6 protein-coding genes are annotated in these 7,412 nt (G+C 63.1%); 5 read left to right on the top strand and 1 reads right to left on the bottom strand.

Annotated features, from left to right (window positions below):
- Positions 1-948: 948 nt before the first annotated feature.
- Positions 949-2,013, top strand: coding sequence for an alpha/beta hydrolase (locus CG716_RS28505; RefSeq protein ID WP_094484501.1), 1,065 nt, complete (start codon positions 949-951; stop codon positions 2,011-2,013).
- Positions 2,014-2,116: 103 nt separating this feature from the next.
- Positions 2,117-2,641, top strand: coding sequence for a DUF6790 family protein (locus CG716_RS28500; RefSeq protein WP_094484500.1), 525 nt, complete (start codon positions 2,117-2,119; stop codon positions 2,639-2,641).
- Positions 2,642-3,074: 433 nt separating this feature from the next.
- Here the strand turns inward: CG716_RS28500 and CG716_RS28495 are convergent, their stop codons facing one another.
- Positions 3,075-3,503, bottom strand: coding sequence for a cellulose-binding domain-containing protein (locus CG716_RS28495; protein WP_094484507.1), 429 nt, complete (start codon positions 3,501-3,503; stop codon positions 3,075-3,077).
- Between the two features lie 892 nt (positions 3,504-4,395).
- Between CG716_RS28495 and CG716_RS28490 the strand changes: the two genes are divergently transcribed.
- Genes CG716_RS28490 through CG716_RS28480 form a run of 3 tightly spaced genes read left to right on the top strand, consistent with a single transcriptional unit; the run spans position 4,396 to position 7,301 of the window.
- A complete protein-coding gene (locus CG716_RS28490) occupies positions 4,396-5,379 on the top strand; it encodes an Acg family FMN-binding oxidoreductase (protein WP_094484506.1) in 984 nt (327 codons plus the stop codon).
- A gap of 39 nt (positions 5,380-5,418) precedes the next feature.
- On the top strand, positions 5,419-6,330 hold the full coding sequence (locus tag CG716_RS28485; protein WP_094484505.1) for a universal stress protein: 912 nt from the start codon (positions 5,419-5,421) through the stop codon (positions 6,328-6,330).
- Positions 6,327-7,301, top strand: a complete 975-nt coding sequence (locus tag CG716_RS28480; protein WP_094484499.1) for a 1-phosphofructokinase family hexose kinase — start codon at positions 6,327-6,329, stop codon at positions 7,299-7,301. Before CG716_RS28485 ends, CG716_RS28480 begins: the two co-directional genes overlap by 4 nt.
- Positions 7,302-7,412 lie beyond the last annotated feature (111 nt).

The following is a 7,412-nucleotide window of genomic DNA, read 5'->3' as shown; positions in this document are numbered from 1 at the left end:
GGGCACGGTGGGGGCGGAATGGGTTCCGCCTCATGAGGTTTGGGCTGGCGCGGGGCGTAGGTCACGTCGCGGGGGTTCGGCCCCCGACTGTCGGTTGGCGGGCCAAGGTTGTAGCCGCCAGGCGGAGGGTCCTGCAATCAGCCATTGCCGCGGTGTGTAAACGTCACTGTGACGAATTGGCAATGACGGGACTGGACGTGGAAGGGGTGGAATACTTTCGGCCTCAAGGCATTTGGGGCGCAGTGGTCTGGAGTCGGCTGACGGATCTGCCGGGTTCTGTGGGCAACGCTGACATTCTCGAAATGGCTCTATCGCCGGCGGTGGCCGGCTTCGGGGGGTCGGTCAATTGCGGAACGGGGTTCGCCATTCGAACCGAGGCGCCCGGGTGTTGCTTTGGGCCCGGTTCAACTCCGGCCCAGGTAGGCATTTTGCCGATAAGCCACATTATGTCAAGTAGAATGGATTGGCGCCCACCCCCGCTGACCAGGCTTTCACATGTCCAGCTCGATTCCCACAACGTCTTTCATGAAGGCGTCTGCCGCCTGCCGGAGTGCGCTTAGCCGACCGGACCGGTTCCGCCGATGCCGCCAATCACCATGAGTCACCTGTCAAGGTTGTTATCAGTCCAGACGCCGCAAGGAGACATCGCTGCGCTGGTCACCGCGATCACCCTGGCGGTCGCGGTGACCCCCCCGGCGTCCCGAGGACTTGCTCGCCTACCCTTCCGCGCCAACGCCCAACAACCACTACTGTTTAGCGGACGACCGGGCGTGAATGGCGGCAGTAAGAAAATCCTATTGAAATTCAATTAATGTAAGCGTTAATACCTGTTGGCGGTGGCGACATCTCCAAAGAGACCGTGGTAGAACACTTGTGACTGCAGCTAATCGGCTGTGCCAGCCTCCACCGGCGAGGAGATCATCGCATGAGCAGATCGAAGCGGTCGAAGTGATATCCGAGTCGCTGCGCACCGTACCGCAGGGTCAGGTCGACGTCACGGCGCTGGTCCCTATTGACGGTCTGAGTTTTGTCGCCCCTGATGATCCGGCGATGCCGATGTATCGCATGCTGGCCAACTTGCGACAGCCGGTGACGTTGCGGGACTTGATGATTGCGCCAGTACGGACCGGCTATATCGGTGACGGTCGTCCACAGGATCCTGCCCTGGTCCCAATGGCCGGGGCTGAGGCGGTACCGGACGTCGATGTCGACGAGGTCTACCTACCGGTTGCGGACGGGGTGGCGCGATGCCAGCTGTACCGACCCTCGGCAGCACCGTCCGATCACCATCTTCCGGTGATCGTCTATTACCACGGCGGTGGATTCACGATCGGTTCCTCTGATGACTGCGACTTCCTGGCCCGCAAGCTGGCGTTCACCAACAACGCCGTCGTGGTGTCGGCCAATTACCGGATGGCGCCGGAGTTCCCGTTCCCGACACCCTTCGACGATGCCTTTGACATCTACAGCTGGGTGCTCGACAACACCCACGACATCGAGGGGGATCCCTCTCGTATCGCGGTCGCCGGCGATTCGGCGGGATCGACCCTCGCGGCGGCCGTCCCGCTGCGTGCCCGCGATGAGGGAAGGCGAGTGCCTGACGCAGTCGTGCTGCTGGGTGCGTTCACGGACTTCCACTACGAGCGATGGGATTCGTATCGAGAGCTCGCCCCGCGTGGTGTCGTTTATGACACCGCGTTTATGGGTTACATCCGCGGGGCGTACCTGAGCAGCACGCCGTGGAACCACCCGTGGGCGAGCCCCATCGCGGGCGACCTGACCGACTACCCGGTCGCTGTCGTCGCGGCGGGCACCCATGATCCGCTGATCGACTCTGCCCGGGCGTTCGCACAGAAGGTGCGCGACGCGGGAGGCAGGGCAGTCGGGCATTTTCCGGCCGGTATGCCGCACGGGTATTACTTCTTTCCGAACGTGTTTTCCGAGGAGGACGCCGTTTATCGGCTAATCGCCACGACGCTGGCCGAGGCGTTCGCGTGCCCGCCGACTCGATAGTCTATTGCCGAATTTGGGGGTCGGTCCGGAGCCAGAGCGAACCGTCCGGGCTGGATCGCTGATCTGTGTTGAGCACATAGCGCAACAAGGACGGAGACGATTAATGATGTGGTCAGCATGGGACAGTGTCTCGGATTACGGCCCGCTGTTCATCCCCATCATCGTGGGGATCGGTGCGGCCGTCCATGTTTGGCGTGTTCGCCCGCGTCCGCCCGGGCGGGCCAGCGAGATCGTGCTGCTATGGCTATTCGGCGGGGTGGTGGGTATAGGAGGAATTTTCGTCACGACCTCGCATGTCTTGTTCTCGCAGTCCACGGCCCAGCAGATCGGCTTTCCCCCTGGCAATCCTTTCCAGTTCGAGGTAGGCATGGCCAACCTCGCCTTCGCGGTCCTGGGCCTCGCGTGCATCTGGGTGCGCGAACGGTTCTGGGAGGCCACAGCCCTCGGGTTCGCGGTGTTCTACTGGGGTGCTGCGATCGGCCACTTCATCGAACTGTTCGGCCACGGCGACGATGCGCCCTACAACGCCGGACCCATCCTCATCACCGACATCGCCCTACCTGCAATCATCCTCGTTGCACTGGCGCATGTCCGCATCACCCAGACAAAGGATCGCCCACCACGCTGAGTTGATCGGGCCTGGCATGGGCGGCGCTTCCGGGAAATCGCAGGATGGATGAGTGTCGACGAACAGCAGCGCCCAGGTCTGAAGTCGGACTGAAAGAAAGTATCCAGGCGCTATCGCGGGCGTGGCAGCTCGACAATCATTCTGGTATCGAGCTTCCAAAGCCTGCTCGCCACAAGGCGAAGGAGCATTCGGCCAACTCCTTGCGCCGTCTGTCGCGAGTGGCTGCATGAGCCTTCAAACCGCGCTGCAACTGTCTCGGTGGAGTTGACGATTTCCCAGATGGCGAATGACAACTTGACGGAGAGCGGACACCCTCCTCCTCTTCTAACCAGATGCAATCAATCACCGATCGATGCGGCCGCAGCTTTTCGTCATCCGCCTTTTAACCGCCGGGATCTGCTGCGCCCCTGAGTATTTAGCCCAGGCAGATCCCTCAGACGCAATAGGACTGCCCCGTGAGGACGCAGTTCACCGGTGGCGAGTAAGTGCCACTCAGCGCACCGCGGAAGCCCCCGGTTGCTGTGCCCCCCGGAGGGATGATGCGATTCCAGTTCGCCGGGGTCAGCACGTAGTGCATGCCGTATTGGGTGAAGGCGCTGTTCCAGCTGTGCAAGATGGATTCGCCTACCGGCAAGTCGAATTCAAGCTTCCAGTCCGTGAGCGGCACGGCGGTCGGGTTGGTGATGATGAAGCGTGCGATGAATCCCGTCTGCCATGTCGATGTCACCGATAGCTGGGCCGTCGCCACGGCTGCACGAGCCGCCGGCGCGGCGGGTAGACCCAGCGCCACCAGCGTCACTACGGCCGCGGCCAGGTGAAGAGCCGCGCGCCAGCGACCCAGGTAGCTGTTCAGTCGGGGCATGGTCGCCAACATTAGAGCGGACGTACGCATTTCGCCCCTAGCCGCGCGGTCATCACGGTAATGCGGCTGCTTTTCATTTCACCACCTCCATCCCCCGTACTGCTGCTGCTAGCGCCCCTCTCTTCGCCCCCGCTGTCTCTCCCCTACTACGTATGCGCTATCCCACGGTCGAAGTCGTTCGCGGATTCTTACAGGTTGTCGCGTCTCGTGGTCGGGTTCCCAAGGCGAGGCCCATCCCTGGCTGCCAGAAGACGTTCTTCGGGTGGTCCGCCACGACATCCGCCGTCCTCAGCGCAAGGTACCTGGCGATGTAGAAGAGACTCTCGCTCGTCGCCCTCTCATCACCCAATTCAACACATTCGCGATGACATCGAGCAACTGTGGGAACGCTTAGGTACAAGTTCATGAGCTACGTCAATTGCTAGAGGGGCACGGTGGGGCGTTGGGTGGGTGCATTATCGCGGGAGTCAATTGTTGCGGTTGACCTAGGGGCAGTCATGGCCGGTCAGGGCTTCAGGGTTGCGTGCTGACGGCGGTCATCACATTCTCATTTCAAGTCACGCTTTCCCGACGTCGCGCCACAGCGGAGCAACCGGGTATGCGCCGAACCTTTGGCAGCTTCCGTTGGCTACCGCGACAGGCCTACGGCTTGCGACGGTGCCTCCACGGAAGAGGGAGTTCTTCAGATCCAACTGTCCCAGCCACGCAGGTGCAGGTGGTCGGGATTCGCCGGAGCGCCTGCAATCAACGGAGCGCAGTTACAGCGACATATCCACCGCGTACACCCGTCGCCGGTTGGCCATGTGGCCCAACGGCGAGACCGCAGGGACCAATGACTCTGGTATGGGCCGTGGCAATCCCTAGGGTCGAAGTTGACAGGAGGCCAATGTCCATGACTCGAACGACTGTGGAAACCGAGATCATTGCCAAGGCCATCCACTTAGCGTGCCGAGCACCCTCGCTGCATAACAGCCAGCCATGGCGGTGGGTCCTAGGGCATGCGGCGGTAGATCTGTTTGCCGACCACGAACGAGTCGTGCGCTCGGCCGACAGGTCGGGTCGCGAGGCGATCATCAGCTGCGGCGCGGCTCTCGATCACTTGCGGATGGCGATGGCCGCCGCGGGATGGAGAACCAACGTCGACCCCTTTCCCAACCCGAGTGAGCGCGACCATCTCGCTTCGGTCGACTTCACTCCCGCTCATTACGTCACCAGCGCCGAGCGTGACCGCGCCGACGCGATCCTTAGCCGGCGCACCGATCGGCTTCCCTTGCAGGCCCCCAGCCAATGGGAGTCCTTCGAACCCGTGCTGCGCAGAACCCTTGACCACAGCAAGGCCACACTCGACGTGGTGGCTGACGACGCGCGGCCGTCATTGGCCGAGGCGTCCCGGCTTACGGAGTCGATTCGACGGTACGACGAGAATTACCGCGATGAATTACATTGGTGGACAAGACGGTTCAGTCTCTATCAGGGCGTGCCACCCAGTGCGCTGGTGTCCGAGCGGGAGCGCGCGCGAGTCGGCATCGGCCGCGAATTCCCTACGACCCAACATGGGCGTCGGCGCTCTGATATAGCGGCGGACCACGCGAAGGTACTCGTCTTGTCGACCCACGAAGACACCAGAGCTGATGCGCTCAACTGCGGCGAGGCGCTGTCCACCGTCCTGGTGGAATGCACTACGGCCGGACTGGCCACATGCACGCTGACGCACATCACCGAGATAGCCGAGGGTCGCGCCGTGATCCAGAACCTGACCGGTAGCTCAGCGTTCCCGCAGGTGTTGATTCGGGTCGGCACGGCGCCGGCGCTCGACGAGGCCCCGTCACTGACGCCGCGCCGCCCCATGAGCGAAGTGCTTCAGATCCGTCGTTGAATGCCCAGCGCAAAAAGGAATCCAATGCAGGAACACCAGATGTCCCAATCCGCAACCAGAACCGGCATACTGGTTGGTGTTGACGGCTCAGCGGAGTCTGACGCCGCGATCCGCTGGGCGACTAACGAGGCGGTGATGCGTGGTGTGCCAATGACTTTGGCGCATGTGGTCGCGCCTCTGATCCGGAGCTGGCCGATGGAGGCGATGTACGCCAACGTCACCGAGTGGCAGCAAGGCAACGCGCGCCATGTTCTGGAGCAAGCGCTCAAGACGGCGCACGCTGGTGTCCCTGAGTCACAGCTGCCCGATGTGTACGCCGAGACCCTGAACTCAAGCGTGGTGTCGACGTTGGTCCACGCATCCGAGAACAAGCAAATGGTCGTCATCGGCAGCCGCGGAACCGGTGCGCTCGGCCGGCTGCTGCTGGGCTCAGTGAGTACCGGCCTGGTGCACCATGCGCGCTGCCCAGTCGCGGTCATTCGCCCTGAACCTCCCCCCTCCGGCAGCGATGCACCGGTCCTGCTGGGCATCGACGGGTCGCCGGCTTCCGAAGCCGCAACGGCGCTGGCCTTCGACGAGGCATCACGCCGCGGGGTGGGGCTGGTGGCGTTGCACGCGTGGAGCGACGTGGCAGTCTTTCCGATGCTGGGCATGGACTGGCACGAGTACGAGAGCGAGGGGCATGAAATCCTGGGCGAACGGCTTGCCGGCTGGCAGGAACAGTATCCCGACGTGCAGGTGCAGCGACGACTCGTCTGCGATCAGCCGGCCCGCTGGCTCATTCGTGAGTCTCAGCACGCCCAACTAGTGATAATCGGCAGTCGGGGGCGAGCCGGATTCGCAAGCACATGGTTGGGTTCTGTCAGCTCGGCCGTTGCGCAGTCCGCGGACATACCCGTGCTCGTGGTGCGCGAAACCGCGCTGGAATCAGGCTGGGCCAGCACCGAATGAACACATCAAGCGGTCGCGCTGACTACGGACCAACGATCGTCACTCTCACGATGAACCCGGCGCTCGACGTCTCGACAAGTGCAGATTTCGTTTGCCAGACGGACAAGATCCGTTGCAGCGCAGCTCGTTACGACGCGGGCGGCGGTGGCATCAACGTAGCGCGGATCGTGTCTGTACTCGGCGGGGCCGTGTCGGCAGTGTTCCCGGTGGGCGGACCGACCGGCGATCTGGTTACAGAGTTGGTCGGCAATGCCGACATTCCGTATCGCCGCGTCGCGATCGCCGAGCCGACTCGGGAGAGCTTCACCGTGAACGAGAGGAGCAGCGGCGAGCAGTACCGATTCGTTCTGCCCGGTCCGCGCCTCACGTCCGTCGAACAGGCGAAATGCCTCGACGAACTGCGTTACGCGGCGCGGTCAGCCGAGATCGTGGTGGCCAGTGGCAGCCTGCCCCCCGGCGTTCCCTCGGACTTCTACCAGCAGGTTGTCGACATCTGTCGCGAGCTTGGCGTGCTGCTGGTCTTGGACACCTCAGGCGGGGGGCTGCAGCACATCAGCTCCGGCGTGTTCCTGCTGAAGCCCAGCGTGCGGGAGCTACGCGAGTGCTTCGGTCGCGAGCTTGCCACCGAATCAGAGCAGTTGAGCGCCGCGAACGAGCTCGTCGACTCCGGCATCAGTCAAGCCGTTGTGGTCTCGCTCGGCTCCAAGGGGGCACTGCTGGCTACACCGCAAGGCAGCCAACGTTTCTCGGCAGTTCCGGTGCGGGTGGTCAGCGGTGTCGGCGCGGGTGACGCGATGGTGGCGGCGATCACGGTGGGCGTGACACGGGGATGGTCACTGAGAAAGTCGGTACGGTTCGGAATCGCGACCGGCGCAGCCATGCTCCTGACCCCCGGCACCGCGCCTTGCCTGCGCGAGGATGCCGAACGAATCTTCGAGTTGGCGCCAGAGCCGGTAGATATCGCTCGCTGACGGAAACCCTTTGTCAGGGCTGAGTACCGCGGCCACCACCGCGGGACAGCCCGACTCCATGCGTAAGCCGTCACCTGTTCCGGTGACCTTCGGCCCTGCCTCCATGGGTGC

Source organism: Mycolicibacterium sphagni (assembly GCF_002250655.1).
GTDB classification, from domain to species: domain Bacteria; phylum Actinomycetota; class Actinomycetes; order Mycobacteriales; family Mycobacteriaceae; genus Mycobacterium; species Mycobacterium sphagni.
Note: the sequence above shows the minus strand (reverse complement) of the source record. Positions and strands in the feature narration are given on the sequence as shown.